Annotated in this window: 15 protein-coding genes; 3 read left to right on the top strand and 12 right to left on the bottom strand. The window is 67.1% G+C overall.

The genetic code is table 11. The features are described 5' to 3' along the window. Position 1: 1 nt before the first annotated feature. Entirely contained in the window at positions 2–1,369 is a 1,368-nt protein-coding gene (gene glmU / locus MWN52_RS02555) for a bifunctional UDP-N-acetylglucosamine diphosphorylase/glucosamine-1-phosphate N-acetyltransferase GlmU (protein ID WP_130530479.1), read from the bottom strand. Between the two features lie 144 nt (positions 1,370–1,513). Here glmU and MWN52_RS02550 point away from each other — a divergent pair, with 144 nt between their 5' ends. Further along, positions 1,514–3,106, top strand: coding sequence for a glycosyltransferase 87 family protein (locus MWN52_RS02550; protein ID WP_286576456.1), 1,593 nt, complete (start codon positions 1,514–1,516; stop codon positions 3,104–3,106). Here MWN52_RS02550 and MWN52_RS02545 read toward each other — a convergent pair. Beyond that, on the bottom strand, positions 3,057–3,995 hold the full coding sequence (locus tag MWN52_RS02545; protein ID WP_286576455.1) for a glycosyltransferase: 939 nt from the start codon (positions 3,993–3,995) through the stop codon (positions 3,057–3,059). The two genes, MWN52_RS02550 and MWN52_RS02545, sit on opposite strands and share 50 nt — an antisense overlap. A gap of 71 nt (positions 3,996–4,066) precedes the next feature. Between MWN52_RS02545 and MWN52_RS02540 the strand changes: the two genes are divergently transcribed. After that, positions 4,067–4,474, top strand: coding sequence for a GtrA family protein (locus tag MWN52_RS02540; protein ID WP_130515129.1), 408 nt, complete (start codon positions 4,067–4,069; stop codon positions 4,472–4,474). Positions 4,475–4,881: 407 nt separating this feature from the next. Here MWN52_RS02540 and MWN52_RS02535 read toward each other — a convergent pair whose 3' ends face one another. The 9 genes from MWN52_RS02535 to MWN52_RS02495 all read right to left on the bottom strand — a co-directional run bounded on the left by MWN52_RS02535 (position 4,882) and on the right by MWN52_RS02495 (position 12,267). Next, positions 4,882–5,304 (bottom strand): F0F1 ATP synthase subunit epsilon, encoded by a 423-nt coding sequence (locus tag MWN52_RS02535; RefSeq protein ID WP_130515127.1) that lies wholly within the window; start codon positions 5,302–5,304, stop codon positions 4,882–4,884. Positions 5,305–5,448: 144 nt separating this feature from the next. Further along, positions 5,449–6,855 (bottom strand): F0F1 ATP synthase subunit beta, encoded by a 1,407-nt coding sequence (gene atpD / locus MWN52_RS02530; protein WP_130515125.1) that lies wholly within the window; start codon positions 6,853–6,855, stop codon positions 5,449–5,451. 119 nt (positions 6,856–6,974) lie between these two features. After that, entirely contained in the window at positions 6,975–7,838 is an 864-nt protein-coding gene (atpG, locus tag MWN52_RS02525) for a F0F1 ATP synthase subunit gamma (protein WP_130515123.1), read from the bottom strand. Positions 7,839–7,947: 109 nt separating this feature from the next. Continuing rightward, positions 7,948–9,510 carry a F0F1 ATP synthase subunit alpha gene (atpA, locus tag MWN52_RS02520; RefSeq protein WP_286576452.1) on the bottom strand — a complete coding sequence of 521 codons (1,563 nt, stop codon included), beginning with the start codon at positions 9,508–9,510 and terminating at the stop codon, positions 7,948–7,950. Positions 9,511–9,608: 98 nt separating this feature from the next. Then, positions 9,609–10,136, bottom strand: coding sequence for a F0F1 ATP synthase subunit delta (locus MWN52_RS02515; RefSeq protein WP_286576450.1), 528 nt, complete (start codon positions 10,134–10,136; stop codon positions 9,609–9,611). A 16-nt stretch (positions 10,137–10,152) separates the two neighbouring features. After that, positions 10,153–10,623, bottom strand: coding sequence for a F0F1 ATP synthase subunit B (locus MWN52_RS02510; RefSeq protein WP_286576449.1), 471 nt, complete (start codon positions 10,621–10,623; stop codon positions 10,153–10,155). A gap of 96 nt (positions 10,624–10,719) precedes the next feature. Next, a complete protein-coding gene (gene atpE / locus MWN52_RS02505) occupies positions 10,720–10,998 on the bottom strand; it encodes a F0F1 ATP synthase subunit C (RefSeq protein ID WP_130515115.1) in 279 nt (92 codons plus the stop codon). Positions 10,999–11,062: 64 nt separating this feature from the next. Next, positions 11,063–11,887: a F0F1 ATP synthase subunit A gene (atpB, locus tag MWN52_RS02500; RefSeq protein WP_130515113.1), complete on the bottom strand. Its 825-nt coding sequence runs from the start codon at positions 11,885–11,887 to the stop codon at positions 11,063–11,065. After that, on the bottom strand, positions 11,884–12,267 hold the full coding sequence (locus MWN52_RS02495; protein WP_234852646.1) for a hypothetical protein: 384 nt from the start codon (positions 12,265–12,267) through the stop codon (positions 11,884–11,886). The genes atpB and MWN52_RS02495 overlap by 4 nt, the downstream gene beginning before the upstream one ends. A 545-nt stretch (positions 12,268–12,812) precedes the next feature. Between MWN52_RS02495 and MWN52_RS02490 the strand changes: the two genes are divergently transcribed. After that, a complete protein-coding gene (locus tag MWN52_RS02490) occupies positions 12,813–13,640 on the top strand; it encodes a porin family protein (protein ID WP_286576447.1) in 828 nt (275 codons plus the stop codon). A 450-nt stretch (positions 13,641–14,090) separates the two neighbouring features. Here MWN52_RS02490 and lpdA read toward each other — a convergent pair whose 3' ends face one another. Beyond that, positions 14,091–16,226 carry a dihydrolipoyl dehydrogenase gene (gene lpdA / locus MWN52_RS02485; RefSeq protein ID WP_286576446.1) on the bottom strand — a complete coding sequence of 712 codons (2,136 nt, stop codon included), beginning with the start codon at positions 16,224–16,226 and terminating at the stop codon, positions 14,091–14,093. Between the last annotated feature and the right edge of the window lie 15 nt (positions 16,227–16,241).

Here is a 16,241-nt window from a genome sequence, read left to right as displayed (position 1 = left end):
CTTACTTGCGTTTGACCGGCCGCGTCCAGCCTTCCAGGGTCTGCTGGCGGGCGCGGGCGAGGGTCAGTTCGCCGGCCGGGGCGTCGCGGGTGATGACCGAGCCGGCGCCCAGCGTGGCGCCATCGCCGATGGAGATCGGCGCCACCAGCGCGCTGTTGCTGCCGACGAACACGTTGTCGCCGATGGTGGTGGTGAACTTGTTCACCCCGTCGTAGTTGCAGGTGATGACGCCCGCGCCGACGTTGGTGCGGCTGCCGATGACCGTGTCGCCCAGGTAGCTGAGGTGATTGGCCTTGGTGCCCACGCCCAGCACGGCGTTCTTGGTTTCCACGAAGTTGCCGACATGCACACCGTCGGCCAGCACCGTGCCCGGCCGCAGCCGTGCGAACGGGCCGATCTGCACCGCGCCCTCGGTGACCACGCCTTCCAGGTCGCAGTGCGCGCGCACCTCGGTGCCCGGGCCCAGCTTGACGTTCTTCAGGCGCACGAAGGGGCCGATCTGCACGCCGTCGCCCAGTTCGACCTCGCCCTCCAGCACCACGTCCACATCGATCTGCACGTCCAGGCCGACGCGCACGGTGCCGCGCTGGTCCACGCGCGCCGGATCGATCAGCCGCGCACCGGCCAGGCACAGCGCCTTGGCCTGGCGCATCTGCCAGGTGCGCTCAAGCTGGGCGAGCTGCCACGGGTCGTTGGCGCCCTCGGCCTCCAGCGGGTCGGCGACCAGCACCATCTCGGCCGGGGTGAACTCGGCCGCGGCCATGCCGAAGATGTCGGTGAGATAGTACTCGCCCTGCGCGTTGTCGTTGGACAGCTGCGCCAGCCAGCGATGCAGCGCCGTCGATTCGGCGGTGACGATGCCGGTGTTGATGGTGCGGATGCGGCGCTGCTCGTCGTCGGCGTCCTTGTGCTCGACGATGGCGCCGACCTTGCCGTTGGCATCGCGCACGATGCGACCGTAGCCGCTCGGATCGTCCGGCTCGGCCACCAGCACCGCCAGGCGGCCCGGCGCGTGCAGCAGGCGCAGCAGCGTGTCGGCGCGGATCAGCGGCACATCGCCATAGAGCACCAGCACGGTGGCCGCGTCGGGTACCTGTTCCATCGCCTGCTGCACGGCATGGCCGGTGCCCAGGCGCACGGCCTGCTCGGCCCACTGCAGGTCGGGCTGGTCGGCGAAGGCCTCGCGCACCGCCTCGCCGCCATGGCCATAGACCACGTGGATCGCCTCGGGCTGCAGCGCACGCGCCGTATCGATCACATGCGCCAACATCGGCCGGCCCGCGATCGGCTGCAGCACCTTGGGCCGGACCGAGCGCATGCGCTTGCCCTCTCCGGCGGCCAGGATGATCACGTGCAGGGGAAGCGTCATGGGCGTGCGTCGCTGGAAGACATGGCGAAGGATTCTAATCGTCCCGGCCCGCGCCCACGTCACAGCGTGCCGGCAGCGCGCAGTGCTGCGCCTCGCCTGCGATAATCGCGCGTCTGCAGGCTGCAACCCTCAAGGAAGATCGTCTTGTCCGAATCCCGTTCGTCAACCGCCTCGGCGCTGTCCTGGAAGTTCACCCTCGGCCTGGCCGCGCTGCTGACCCTGCTGACCGCGCTGATCAACGGCCAGGACCGCAACTGGGACCTGCGCAACTACCACCTCTACACCGGCTCGGCGCTGCTGCAGGGGCGTCTGACACAGGACATCGCCGCCGCCCAGCTGCAGACCTGGCACAACCCGGCCGCGGATCTGCCGTTCGTGTGGATGGTGCATGCCGGTTGGCCGGGTTGGCTGATCGCGTTCTGGCTGAGCCTGCCCTCGCTGCTGGCGCTGTTCTTCGCCCTGCGCCTGCTGGACCGCTGCTGGCCGCAGGCGCGCAGCCGCATGCGCCTGGTGCTGACCGGCGTGTTGGCGCTGACCGGTGCGGCCGTGGGCCCGAGCGTCGGCTCGACGTTCAACGACGCCCTCATCGCCGCCGGCGCGACCGGGGCCCTGTGGTGGGTGCTGCGCTCGCGCGAGCGGGCCGGCCTGTGGAAGACCTGGCTGCCTGCCGGGCTGATCCTGGGCCTGGCCACCGGCCTGAAGCTCACGGGCGTCATCTATTGCGTCGCGCTGGGCGCTGTCGCCCTGCTGGCCGGCCCCCTGCGCCAGGCACCGCTGCGCGTGCTGGCCGTGGCGGTCGGCGGCCTGCTCGGCGGCGTCGTAACCGGCGGACCATGGGCCTGGGTGCTGTGGCAGACCTTCGGCAATCCGCTGTTCCCGTACTTCAATCAGGTCTTCCAGTCGCCGGACGCCCAGGCGGTGGCCTACAACGACGCGCGCTTCATTCCGCACGGGCTGGATGCCTGGCTGACGGTGTTCCAGTTCACCAAGCGTGGCTTCCATTTCTCCGAGGCCAGGCTGGCCGATCCGCGCATCCTGCTGGGCCTGCTGGCGCTGGGCCTGACGCTTTTCGTGCAGCGCAGGCAACGCCGTGCGTGCGGCGATGTGGCGGTGCTGTTGTTGTTCTGCCTGGTGACCCTGGTCATCTGGACCAGGCTGTACGGCATCTATCGTTATCTGATCGCGGTCGAGCTGCTGTGCGCGATCGCGCTGGCGGGCGCCGCGACCGCGTTCCTGCCCAGGCGTTGGCCGCGCTTCGTGCTGATCCTCGGCCTGGCCTTGGTGATCGGCCTGACCAAGCGACCCAGTTGGGGCCGCACGCATCCGTTCACCACGCCGATGGTGCAGGTGCGTTTCCCGCCCATGGACGAGGAAGCGCTGGTGGTGATCTCGAGCGCTTCCCCGTTGGGGCACGCAGTGTCGTTCCTGCCGCCGTCGGTCCCGGCGATCTCGGTCGCCAACAACTTCATGCAACCTCAGGTCTGCACGGCCCTGCAGGCCCGCGCCGAGGCCCGCATCCGCGAGCACCGCGGCGCGCTCTATCTGCTACGCGAGGTCAGCACTGACCTGGACGATCCTGTCGCCAGCGAGTACACGCGCTACGGCCTGACGCAGGCGGGTGCGTGCCAACCCGTGGCCGACTCGCTGCGCCCACTGGAACTGTGTCCGCTGCAGCGGGTGCGTGAGGTCAGCGTGCTGTGTCCGCAGGCGGGCGCTGCCCCACCAGCTGGTCGGTGATCAGGCGCTGGATCTCGTTGGCACGGCGGTTGACCGTATCCAGGATCAGCCCGGTCGCCAGCGAGACGATGCCCACCAGCGTCAGCGCCACCGCCAGCACCGCGGTCGAGGGATGGGTGACCAGCCCGGTACGGCTGAACTCGGCGATCACCACGCTGCCAAAGCCCAGTCCGGCCAGCACCATCAGCGCCGCCACGCCGCCGAAGAACAGCAGCGGCCGCATGTCCTTGAACAGGAACAGCAGCGTGCGCAGCACGCGCACGCCGTCCCTGTAGGTGCTCAGCTTGGACTGACTACCATCGGGGCGCACGCCGTAGGCGATCGGCCGTTCGGCCAGCACGAAGCCGCTGCTCAGCGCGAACACGGTCATCTCGGTTTCGATCTCGAAGCCATGCGAGAGCACCGGCATCGACTTGACGAACCGCCGCGAGAACGCCCGGTAGCCGGACAACACATCGCGCACGGGGCTGCCGAACAGCATCGCCACGCAGCGCCGCACCAGCTGGTTGCCGATGCCATGGAAGCGGCGGAACGAGGCATGCTGGAAATCCTCCAGCCGCGTGCCGACGACCATATCCGCGCGCCCCTGCCGGACCTCCTCCAGCAGCGCCGCCGCCGCACCGGCCGGATAGGTGTCGTCGCCATCGACCATCAGATAGGCATCGGCCTCGACATCGCGGAACATCGCGCGCACCACATTGCCCTTGCCCTTGGCCGGCACGCGCCGCACCTGCGCACCGGCCGCGCGCGCGGCCTGGGCGGTGTCGTCGGTGCTGGCGTTGTCGAACACCCAGACCTCGGCCTGCGGCAGGGCCGCGCGGAAATCGCCCACCACCTTGGCGATAGTGGTGACTTCGTTGAAACAGGGAATCAGAACGGCGACGCGCACCTGACCTCCATGGCAGGAAACTGCGCGCGATCTTACAGGGCCGCAGGCATGCGTCGGCTAGAATGCGCCGCATGGGCTCCTTCTCGCTACCGCCGCAGCTGTTCAAGCAGGGCTCGATCTTCATCGTCGTCGGCGGCGTGCAGTTGCTGCTGGACTGGAGCGTCTTTGTCGCACTCAGTGCGCTGGGCCTCGACGCGGTGCCGGCCAACCTCGCCGGGCGCGTGGCGGGGGCGATCCTGGGGTTCTGGCTCAACGGGCGCTATACCTTCGCCTCGCGCGAGGACGGGGCGCGGCTGGGGTGGTCGCGGTTCGCGCGGTTCCTGGCGGTATGGATCCCCGCCACGGTGCTCAGCACCTGGATGATTCTGCTGGTCGAACAGCGCCTGGGCCTGCAGCTGGCCTGGCTGGCCAAGCCGCTGGTGGAGGGCGTGCTGGCGGTGCTGACCTTCGCTGCCAGCCGGTATGTGATCTATCGCTGAGCGCCACCACGCTTGGTGGGAGCTGGCCTGCTGTCCAATGGCGTGCTGGCCTTGCTGATCTTCGCTAGTCGCTCGCCGAAGAGCCCCCTGCTTGGTGGGAGCAACTGTCTCTAAGTTCAAGCCGCGGCCTTTTTGTAGAGCGGAGCTTGTGGCAATCCCCTCTTGGGGGCTCCGCTGCGTTTCGACCGGATCATCGGCAAGCCCCAGCGGAGCAAGCTCCGCTCTACAGGTGGGAGCCGCCATGGCGGCGATGGGGCCTTCCCTGAAAACTTTCCGGGGGTAAAGCCCTATCGCCGCCATGGCGGCTCCTACCGAGCGGGGTAGCTGCACTCCACAACGCAAAACGCCGGCTTGCGCCGGCGTTTTGCATTTCCGCGTCTGCGGCCCAGGCCGGGCCGCCCGAGCGCTTAGTGCTTGAGCGTCTTGCGCAGGCGCTCGAGGGCCTGCAGCTGGACCACGGCTTCCATCAGCTTGCGCTGGGCTTCGGCCAGGTCCTCGGTCTCACCGCGGTTGGCCAGCACGCGCTCGGCCTCGTCCTTGGCCGCCTTGACCGCGGCCTCATCGATGTCCTGCGCGCGGATGGCGGTGTCGGCCAGCACGGTCACCACCTGCGGCTGAACCTCCAGGATCCCGCCGGAGATGGCGAAGTCCAGGTGCTCGCCGGAGGGCGTGGTGACCACAACCTTGCCCGCCTTCAGGCGCGTGATCAGCGGCGCGTGCTTGGGCGCGATGCCCAGCTCGCCCAGCTCACCGGTAGCGACCACCAGGGTGGCTTCCCCGTGGTAGATCTCCTGCTCGGCGCTGACGATGTCGCAACGGATGGTGCTCATGGTTACCTCGCTGGTGCGAGGCGGGATTGGGGATTCGGGATTCGGGATTGGCCAAGACGGTCGCACCGCCTTGCCCTCACCCCCACGCCCATCTCCTCGATACCGCCTTGCAAATCCCTAATCCCGAATCCCGAATCCCGGCGCTTACGCCTTCTCAGCCAGCTTCTTGGCCTTTTCCACGGCCTCGTCGATGCCGCCGACCATGTAGAAGGCCTGCTCGGGCAGGTGGTCGTACTCGCCGTCCAGGATGCCCTTGAAGCCGCGGATGGTGTCCTTCAGCGCCACGTACTTGCCCGGGGCGCCGGTGAACACTTCGGCCACGTGGAAGGGCTGGCTGAAGAAGCGCTCGATCTTGCGCGCGCGCGAGACCGACTGCTTGTCTTCCTCGGACAGCTCGTCCATGCCCAGGATGGCGATGATGTCCTTCAGTTCCTTGTACTTCTGCAGCGTGGACTGCACGCGACGGGCGACGTCGTAGTGCTCGGCGCCCACCACCAGCGGATCCAGCTGGCGGCTAGTGGAGTCCAGCGGGTCCACGGCGGGGTAGATGCCCAGCGAGGCGATCTGGCGGCTCAGGGTGACGGTGGAGTCCAGGTGGGCGAAGGTGGTCGCCGGCGAGGGGTCGGTCAGGTCGTCCGCGGGCACGTACACGGCCTGGATCGACGTGATCGAACCGGACTTGGTCGAGGTGATGCGCTCCTGCAGCACGCCCATTTCCTCGGCCAGGGTGGGCTGGTAGCCCACCGCCGACGGCATGCGGCCCAGCAGCGCCGACACTTCGGTACCGGCCAGCGTGTAGCGGTAGATGTTGTCGACGAACAGCAGCACGTCCTTGCCCTTGCCCGAGGCGTCCTTCTCGTCGCGGAAGTACTCGGCCATGGTCAGGCCGGTCAGCGCCACGCGCAGACGGTTGCCCGGCGGCTCGTTCATCTGGCCGTAGACCATCGCCACCTTGTCCAGGACGTTGGAGTCCTTCATCTCGTGGTAGAAGTCGTTGCCCTCGCGGGTACGCTCGCCCACGCCGGCGAACACGGACAGACCGCTGTGCGCCTTGGCGATGTTGTTGATCAGCTCCATCATGTTGACGGTCTTGCCGACGCCGGCGCCGCCGAACAGGCCGACCTTGCCGCCCTTGGCGAACGGGCACATCAGGTCGATGACCTTGATGCCGGTCTCCAGCAGCTCGGTGGAGGAGGACTGGTCCTCGTAGGACGGCGCGGCGCGGTGGATTTCCCAGCTGTCGCTGCCCTCGACCGGGCCGGCCTCGTCGATCGGGCGGCCCAGCACGTCCATGATGCGGCCCAGCGTGGCGCTGCCGACCGGCACGGAGATCGCCTTGCCGGTGTTGGTGGCCACCAGGTTGCGCTTGAGGCCATCGGTGGAGCCCAGCGCGATGGTGCGGACCACGCCGTCGCCCAGCTGCTGCTGCACTTCCAGCGTGATCTCGGTGTTGTCCACCTTCAGCGCGTCGTACACCTTCGGCACTTCGCCGCGCGGGAATTCGACGTCGACGACCGCGCCGATGATCTGAACGATCTTGCCCTGACTCATTTGGATAACTCCACTAATGTCTATTCGAAACTGGTGTCGGGAATGGGGAACGGGGAATCGGGAATGGGAGGATCAAGCATCGCTGCGACCATTCCCGTTTCACCATTCCCCATTCCCGGCTACACAGCGGCCGCGCCGCCGACGATCTCGGAAATTTCCTGGGTGATCGCCGCCTGGCGGGCCTTGTTGTAGGACAGCTGCAGGGTGCCGATCAGCTTGCTGGCGTTGTCGCTGGCGGCCTTCATCGCGACCATGCGCGCGGCATGCTCGGAGGCCACGTTCTCCAGCACCGCCTGGTACACCAGCGACTCCACGTAGCGCACCAGCACGTGCTCGAGCACGGTCTTGGCGTCGGGTTCGTAGATGTAGTCCCAGTCGTGCTTGGCGACGTCTTCCTCGGCCTGCGGCAGCGGCAGCAGCTGGTCGAAGGAGGCCTTCTGCGACATCGTGTTGACGAAGTGGTTGTAGACCAGGAAGACGCGGTCGACCTTGCCCGACTCGTACGCCTCCAGCATCACCTTGACCACGCCGATCAGCTGCTCCACATGCGGCACATCGCCCAGGTGGCTCAGGCTGCCGACCATGTCGACCTTCAGGCGACGGAAGAACACCGAGGCCTTCTGGCCGATGGTCACCACGTCGATCTGCGCGCCCTTGTCCTGCCACTGGCGCATCTCGCCCAGGGTCTTGCGGAACAGGTTGTTGTTCAGGCCGCCGGCCAGGCCGCGGTCGGAGGACACGATGATGTAGCCGACGCGCTCGACCTTCTCGCGCTCCACCAGGTAGGGGTGCTGGAAGTCGGTATTGGCCTGGGCCAGATGGCTGATGACCTGGCGCATCGCCCGCGCGTAGGGGCGCGAGGTCTTCATGCGGTCCTGGGCGCGGCGGATCTTCGCGGCCGAGACCATCTCCAGGGCGCGCGTCACCTTGCGGGTGTTCTGCACGCTCTTGATCTTGTTCTTGATTTCGCGTCCGCCTGCCATCTCTCGCTCCGCTCGTGGGATTCGGGATTCGGGATCCGGGATCGGCCGAAGCCATCCGAATCCCACTCCTGCGAATCCCTAATGCCTAATGCCCAATCCCGGCTGCTGCTTACCAGCTACCGGTCTGCTTGAACTCCGCGATGCCCTGCTTGAAGACGCCTTCGATCTCGCCGTCCCAGGCACCGGTGCCGTTGATCTTGTCCAGCAGCGCGCCCTGGGTGTTGGTGAAGTGCGCATGCAGGCCGGCTTCGAAGGCCAGCAGCTTGTTCACCGGCACGTCGTCCAGGTAGCCCTCGTTGACCGCGTAGATGGACAGCGCCTGCAGGGCGATGGACATCGGCGCGTACTGCTTCTGCTTCATCAGCTCGGTCACGCGCTGACCGCGCTCGAGCTGCTTGCGGGTGGCTTCGTCCAGGTCCGAGGCGAACTGCGCGAACGCCGCCAGCTCGCGGTACTGCGCCAGCGAGATGCGGATGCCGCCGGAGAGCTTCTTGATGATCTTGGTCTGGGCCGCGCCACCGACGCGCGAGACCGAGATACCCGCGTTCACCGCCGGACGGATGCCGGCGTTGAACAGGTCGGTTTCCAGGAAGATCTGGCCGTCGGTGATCGAGATCACGTTGGTCGGCACGAACGCCGAGACGTCGCCGGCCTGGGTCTCGATGATCGGCAGCGCGGTCAGCGAACCGGTCTTGCCCGTGACCTCGCCCTGGGTGAACTTCTCGACGTAGTCCTCGGACACGCGGCAGGCGCGCTCCAGCAGGCGCGAGTGCAGGTAGAACACGTCGCCCGGATAGGCTTCGCGACCCGGCGGGCGCTTGAGCAGCAGCGAGATCTGGCGATAGGCCACAGCCTGCTTGGACAGATCGTCGTACACGATCAGCGCGTCCTGGCCACGGTCCAGGAAGTACTCGCCCATGGTGCAGCCGGAATAGGCGCTGATGTACTGCATCGCGGCCGACTCCGAGGCGGTGGCGGCCACCACGATGGTGTGGGCCAGTGCGCCATTCTCCTCGAGCTTGCGCACGATGTTGGCCACCGTCGAGGCCTTCTGGCCGATGGCGACGTACACGCACTTGATGCCCGAGTCCTTCTGGTTGATCACCGCATCGATGGCCATCGCGGTCTTGCCGGTCTGGCGGTCGCCGATGATCAGCTCGCGCTGGCCACGGCCGATCGGGATCATGGCGTCGACCGACTTGTAACCGGTCTGCACCGGCTCATCGACCGACTTGCGCCAGATCACGCCTGGCGCCACGCGCTCCACCGGCGCGGTCTGCGCGGTGTTGATCGGGCCCTTGCCGTCGATCGGCTCGCCCAGCGCGTTGACCACGCGACCCAGCAGCTCGGGACCGACCGGCACTTCCAGGATGCGGCCGGTGGTCTTGGCCACGTCGCCTTCGCGCAGGTGCTCGTAGTCGCCCAGCACCACGGCGCCGACCGAGTCGCGCTCCAGGTTCAGGGCCAGGGCGAAGGTGGGCGTGCCCTCGCCGGCGGGCGGCAGCTCGATCATTTCGCCCTGCATCACGTCGGCCAGGCCGAAGATGCGCACGATGCCGTCGGACACGCTGGTCACGGTGCCTTCGTTGCGCGATTCGGCGGCCAGCTTGACCTGCTCGATGCGGGTCTTGATGAGGTCGCTGATTTCAGAGGGGTTGAGCGTGGTGGCCATGATGGTTTTCCTTGTGCAGCCGGTGCGCGGCTGCGTATAAATGAAAGCGTGTGCCTGTCGCCAGCCGGTCGCTGCAGCGCGTCCGGCGGCGCCTGGAATCAGCCCGCCAGCGCCGTCTGCAGGCGCGCCAGCTTGCCCTTGAGCGAACCATCGATGACCACGTCGCCGGCATCGATGACGGCGCCGCCGATCAGTGAAGCGTCCACCTCGGTGGTCACCTCGACCTGGCGGCCGAAACGCTTGGCCAGCGCAGCCTTGATCACGTCCAGCTCGCCCGGCGGCAGTTCGGCCGCCGAGGTGACCCGGGCCAGCACGACGTGCTCGGCCTGCGCGCGCAGCTGCTCGTAGAGCGCGGCGATCTCGGGCAGCAGCGCCAGGCGGCCGGCATCGGCCAGCACGCCCAGAAAGCGCGTGAATTCCTCGCCTGCGCCTTCGGGCGCCAGCAGCGCCAGGGCCTGCTCGCGGGTCAGCTGCGGATTGGGCAGCAGCGCGGCGACGCGTGGATCGGCCGCGACCTGGGCGGAGAAACCCAGCGCCTGCGACCACGCCGGCAGCTGCTGCGCATCCTGCGCCGCGCCGAAGGCGGCGCGGGCGTAGGGGCGGGCGAGCGTGATGGACTGACTCATGATCGGATCATCCGCCTTAAATCTGCGCGGCCAGTTCGTCCAGCAGCGCCTTGTGGGCGGCCGGATCGATCTCGCGGTGCAGCAGCTTCTCGGCGCCACTCACGGCCAGCACGGAGATCTGCTTGCGCAGCTCCTCGCGCGCGCGGTTGGCGGCGGCGGCGATCTCTTCCTGGGCCAGTTCCTTCTGCCGGTTCGCCTCGGCGATCGCCTCGTTGCGGGCGGCCTCGACGATCTGGTTGGCGCGGGCGTGGGCCTGGTCGATGATCTCGTTGGCCTTGACGCGGGCGTCCTTGAGGGCCTCGTTGGCCTTCTCCTGCGCCTGCGCCAGGTCCTTCTGGCTGCGGTCTGCAGCGGCCAGGCCTTCGGCGATCTTCTTCTGCCGTTCTTCAAGCGCCGCATTCAGCGGCGGCCAGATGAACTTCATCGTGAACACAATCAGGATCACGAAGGAAAGCATCTGGCCGAAGAAGGTCATGTTGACGTTCATGACGTGTCCTCGACGGGTTCGTTCAACCCGCCATGCGCTGACCGCATGGCGAGCGTTACCTGGCGATCCGCGAATGCGGATCGCGACGACGGCGGATTAGCCGCCCTGCGCGTTCAGCACAGCGGTGAGCAGCGGGTTGGCGATACCGAAGTACAGCGCGATGGCCAGGCCGATGATGAAGGCGGCGTCGATCAGGCCGGCCAGCAGGAACATGCGGCCCTGCAGCACCGGGATCAGCTCCGGCTGACGGGCGGCCGATTCCAGGAACTTGGAACCCATGATGGCGATGCCCAGGCAGGCACCCAGGGCACCCAGGCCGATGATGAGGCCGATGGCGATGGCGGTCATGCCCTGCAGGTGTGCGATGAATTCCATGAAAACTCTCCAGCGATTGGTTGGTTAGTACGAAAGGGTGAAGCGAAAAACGGTCGAAGCGGCTTTAGTGGCCTTCACGCGCACCAGCGATGTAGACGACGGTGAGGATCATGAAGATGAAGGCCTGCAGCAGGATGATCAGGATATGAAAGATGCCCCAGGCCGCGTTGGCGATCACGCCCGGCAGGAAGGTCACCCAGCCGCTCATCAGGCCGGCGATGAGCATGAACACCAGCTCGCCACCGTACATGTTGCCGAACAACCGCATGGCCAGCGAGATCGGCTTGACCAGCCACTCGATGATGTTCATGGCCAGGTTGACCGGCGCCAGGATGATCGCGCCGATGCCGTGCGCATGGAACGGCGCGGTCAGCAGCTCCTTGCCGAAGCCGAAGCCGCCCTTGGCCGCCAGCGCATGGCCGATCAGGATGAAGAACACGGTGACCGACAGGGCCAGCGTGGTGTTCAGGTCGGCGGTGGGCACCATGCGGAAATAGGTGTGGTGCGCCGCCTCGGCGCCCGCGGTGTGGGTGATCAGGAACGACGGCAGATCCAGCGGGATCAGGTCCATCGTGTTCATGAAGACCACCCACATGAAGATGGTCAGCGCCAGCGGCGTCACCGAGTTGCGGTTGCCGTGGAAGGTGTCCTTGACCTGGCCGTCGACGAATTCCATCACCAGCTCGACGAAGGCCTGACCCTTGGTCGGCACCCCGGCGGTGGCGCGGCGCGCGAAGAACGCGAACCAGGCCACAAAAATCAGGCCCAGCGTCAGCGCGATCAGCCAGCTGTCGAAATGGAACGTCCCGCCCAGCGCCTGGCCAGCGTTGTGACCCAGGTGATGGGTGATGTATTCGGTCAGACCGCCCGAATTGTTGGCTTCACTCACGTGGCAACACCTTTGCGTTGGATCAGATTGGCCAGCACCATGCCCAGTGCGGCCCCTACAAGACCTGTGATCAGCGCCAAGCCTGGCAACCGAAATCCGGCCAGACCCGCCACCAGCACCAGCAGTACCACCACCCACTTCGCCGCCACCCCCATCAGCAGTCGCGCGAAGGCGACGCCGGCCGGGGCGATCCCGCCGCCCAGCGCCACTTTCGCGGCAGCCCAGGATCCGGCGGTGAAGCCAAGCCCCCCATACAGCGCTCCGAGGGCGTGCTGCGGCGAGTGCGCCAGCCAGGCCAGCGCGACCAACACGGCGGCGGCAGCCTGCCAGGCTATCGCCCGCTGTGCCAGTTGCCGACCCGTGTTTACGGAGTTCAGCACGTCGTTGGCCTTGTGGGGTGCGAGAGACGGTGAGTGCGAGTGGCCCCGTCAAGCCGCCAAAGTATAGCAGCGCGGCGATTTTCGCGACAACCTTCAAAAGTCTGATTTGCCTGAGAAAAGCTGTCCGTTCGCTCATGTGCGTGTGCGGGCTTGGCTGAAAGCGTTTCCGCAGTGCGGCACGCGCATGCCAGGTTGGCTGGGGAACTTTTCCTCATTGGCGCCGGTCAAGGGCATGCGAGGTCTGCGACCCACTTCCTCGTCGATGCTCTGTCGCAGACCTTCCCGAGCCCCGGCGCGCGCGCCGGGGCTCTTTTGTTGCGCATCGTGCGAGCCCATGGGGCCCAAGCGATGCCAGGCGTGCGCACGCGTAGCCGCTGGCACATGGGCGCCGCGTCCAGGCCGGCGGCGGGTCGTCACACGCCATCCGCATGAATGAATCTTGGAGTCTCATTTCTTCACCGGACGTGCACCGGGCCGCGTGCAGCGTGTGCGCACCTGAGCCGGGCGTCACCGGCATTACATCCGATCCGTAGAGAGAGCACCCCATGAAAGCCATCCCGTCCCTGGCCCTGGCAGGCCTGTCCCTCGCGCTGCTGGGCGCCGTCGCGGCCCCGGCCAGCGCGCAGGAGAACAACGACACCTTCACCCTGCGCGTGGGCGCCATGAACGCCGACGGCGACGCCACCCTGCGCGGCAGCGCCGAGGGCTTCGGCCAGAGCGTGAGCGGCAAGCGCGACTTCGACTTCGGCAGCGCCGAGGTGTCGCCGCGCGTGGATGGCGTGTGGCACATCAGCAACCGCAACCGTCTGATCTTCAACTACTTCCGCTATCAGAAGGACAACAAGCAGACCCTGTCCGAGGACATCTCCTACCAGGGCAACACCGTGCCGAGCGGCAGCTTCGTCAAGCTGGATTCGCGCTTCCAGCTGGCCAGCCTGATCTACGACTTCTCGGTGGTGGAGACCGACAAGTTCTCGATGGGCCTGGAGCTGGGCGCCGAGTGGGCCAAGCTGGACGCCAAGGCCACCGCCGACGCCGGCACGCTGGGCCGCTACCGCGAAACCTGGAAGGAAGACGGCGTCGCCCCCGTGGTCGGCGTGCGCTTCACCGCCACCCCGGGCGATCGCTGGCTGATCAACGTGCAGGGCCAGTACCTGGACGGCAGCTGGGGCAGCTTCGACTACGACGGCAAGATCAAGCGCGCCAACGCCACGGTCGAGTACAAGTTCACCCAGAACTTCGGCGTGTTCGCCGGCTACGACTGGTTCAAGATCAACTACAGCGAGCCCTACACCTCCGGCGACATCACCGGTCGCGCGGGTCTGGACCTGGAGTTCAAGGGCCCGACGGTGGGTCTGACGTTTGCGTTTTAACGCGCTTCAGCGCGATGCGCGCTGAAGCCCCAAAGTTTGCTCTGCAAACTTCGGGCCCCGGCTTATGAGTCTCCAGATCCCCGCGCCTTCGGCGCGCCCCCTTGACTCAAGGGGGTAGCGCTTCAACGCGCGATGCGCGCTGAAGCCCCAAAGTTTGCTGCGCAAACTTCGGGCCCCGGCTTATGAGTCTCCAGATCCCCGCGCCTTCGGCGCGCCCCCTTGACTCAAGGGGGCTCTCCTTCCGGAACGTGGGCTAGGCTTGCTGAAAGGCTTGGTTTGCGACAAAAAAAGCCCCGGCATGCCGGGGCTTTTCTTTGGTCAACTTCGCGCGAAGCCTCGAACTGCCGACAAAACTTCTATCGTCATTCCCGCGAAGGCGGGAATCCAGAGACTTTCGCGCGAAGCGTCGCAGACCCGCGCTCCCGCGATCGCGGGAGCGACGGACGCCGCTTACTTCTTCTTCGGGATGTACAGGTCGGTGATCGTGCCGTCGTAGACCTCGGCCGCCATGCCGACCGACTCGCTCAAGGTCGGGTGGGCGTGGATGGTGTGGCCGATGTCTTCGGCCTCGGCGCCCATCTCGATCGCCAGACCGATCTCGGCCAGCAGATCGCCGGCATGCACGCCGACGATGCCGCCGCCGACGATGCGGTGCGTCTCCTCGTCGAAGATCAGCTTGGTGAAGCCTTCGGTGCGGCCGATGCCGATGGCGCGGCCGCTGGCCGCCCACGGGAACTTGGCCACGCCGACCTTGAGTCCCTTGGCCTTGGCCTCGGTTTCGGTGACGCCGACCCAGGCGATCTCCGGATTGGTGTAGGCCACCGACGGGATCACGCGGGCCACCCACTCCTTCTTCTCGCCCGAGGCGACTTCGGCCGCCAGCTTGCCCTCGTGCGTGGCCTTGTGGGCCAGCATCGGGTTCCCGACGATGTCGCCGATGGCGAAGATGTGCGGCACGTTGGTGCGCATCTGCGGATCGACCGGGATGAAGCCGCGGTCGGTGACCTGCACGCCGGCCTTGTCCGCGCCGATCTTCTTGCCGTTGGGCGCGCGACCCACGGCCACCAGTACGCGGTCCCAGGTGCCGGATTCCAGATCGGGCTTGGCGCCCTCGGTGGCCGATTCGAAGGTCACGGTGATGCCCTTCTTCTCGGCCTTGACGCCGGCGGCCTTGGTCTTCAGATGGACCACGACGCCCTGCTTCTTCAGGCGGTCGGCCAGCGGCTTGACCAGGTCCTTGTCTGCGCCGGGCATCAGCTGGTCCATGAACTCGACCACGGTCACCTGGCTGCCCAGGGCGCTGTACACGGTGGCCATTTCCAGGCCGATGATGCCGCCGCCGACCACGAGCAGGGACTTGGGCACTTCGGCCAGCTCCAGCGCGTCGGTGGAATCCATCACGCGCGGATCGTCCCATGGGAAGTTGGGCAGCTTCACCGCCTGGCTGCCCGCGGCGATGATGCATTGCTCGAAGCGCAGCAGCTGGGTCTTGCCGTCGCTGCCGACGATCTCGATCTCGTTGGCCGACACGAACGTGCCCACGCCCTGGACCACGCGCACCTTACGCTGCTTGGCCATGCCGGCCAGGCCCTTGGTCAGGGTGCCGACGACCTTTTCCTTGTAGCTGCGCAGCTTGTCCAGGTGGATCTTGGGCGCGGCGAACTCGATGCCGCACTCTTCGGCATGGGCGGCCTCGTCGATGACGTTGGCCGAATGCAGCAGCGCCTTGGACGGGATGCAGCCGACGTTGAGGCACACGCCGCCCAGGCTGGCGTAGCGCTCGATCAGCACCGTATCCAGGCCCAGGTCCGCGGCGCGGAACGCGGCGGTATAGCCGCCGGGGCCGGAGCCCAGCACCACGATGCGGCATTCGATGTCGGCCTTGCGGCCGGTGCCGGCCGCGGCCTTTGGCGCCTGGACGCCCTCGGGCTTGGCGGGCGAGGCGCTGACCGGCGCGGCGCGCGGGGCCTGCGAAGGCGCGGCCGCGGCCTCGCCTTCGAGCACCACGACCAGGTCGCCCTGGTTGACCTTGTCGCCGACCTTGACCTTGATCTCCTTGACCTTGCCGGCGGCCGAGGACGGCACTTCCAGCGTGGCCTTGTCCGATTCCAGGGTCAGCAGGCCCTGCTCCTTGGCCACCGTGTCACCGACCGCGACCAGCACCTCGATCACCGGCACGTCGGAGAAGTCGCCGATGTCGGGCACCTTCACTTCGATGGGGCCGGCGGCCGGCGCGGGTGCGGCGGCTTCGGGCTTGGGCTCGACCTTCTCGGCCTTGGGCGCCTCTGCCTTGGCCGGCGCGGCCGGCTGGGGCGCGGCGGGAGCCGGCGCCGCGGCGGCTTCGCCCGCGGCTTCCAGCACCACGACCAGGCTGCCCTGCGAGACCTTGTCGCCGACCTTGATCTTGATTTCCTTCACCACGCCGTCGGCCGAGGACGGCACTTCCAGCGTGGCCTTGTCCGATTCCAGCGTGGCCAGGCCCTGCTCCTTGGCCACGGTGTCGCCGACCGAAACCAGCACTTCGATCACCGGCACGTCGGAGAAATCGCCGATGTCCGGCACCTTCACTTCAATGGTGTTCGCCATGCGCGCAGCCTCCGG

It is taken from the genome of Pseudoxanthomonas winnipegensis (genome assembly GCF_030322905.1).
Lineage (GTDB): Bacteria > Pseudomonadota > Gammaproteobacteria > Xanthomonadales > Xanthomonadaceae > Pseudoxanthomonas_A > Pseudoxanthomonas_A winnipegensis.
This window is presented reverse-complemented; position numbering and strand designations above follow the sequence as displayed.